The organism is Hymenobacter lapidiphilus, assembly GCF_003417065.2.
GTDB lineage: Bacteria > Bacteroidota > Bacteroidia > Cytophagales > Hymenobacteraceae > Hymenobacter.
In genome coordinates, this window is record NZ_QVLT01000079.1 from 1 (window position 1) to 421 (window position 421).

Here is a 421-nt window from a genome sequence, read left to right on the forward strand (position 1 = left end):
ATGCGTCACCGTGCCGTAGCAGCGCTCGGCGACGTGGCACAGCGGCAGATAGCTCACCGCCTCGAACGGCTTGTCGGCGATCCCGACGGTTTTGGCGTATGCAAAGGCGGCGTAGACGAGGTTCCGATGGGTCAGCATCGCGCCCTTGGGCGGACCCGTCGTGCCCGACGTGTAGACGAGGATGCAGACATCGTCGGGCGTGCCCTGGCTGATCAGCCGGTCGAGCGTGGCATCGGCGTCCGGGTTCTGCTGCCCATAGGCCTTGCCGCGCTCACATAGGGCCTCGAACGACATATGCGTCACCGTGCCGTAGCAGCGCTCGGCGACGTGGCACAGCGGCAGATAGCTCACCGCCTCGAACGGCTTGTCGGCGATCCCGACGGTTTTGGCGTATGCAAAGGCGGCGTAGACGAGGTTCCGA

1 protein-coding gene is annotated in these 421 nt (G+C 65.6%); it reads right to left on the reverse strand.

From position 1 onward, the window contains the following. On the reverse strand, window positions 1–421 hold a 421-nt coding region (locus D0N36_RS19285), incomplete at both ends, for an AMP-binding protein (protein ID WP_199798378.1).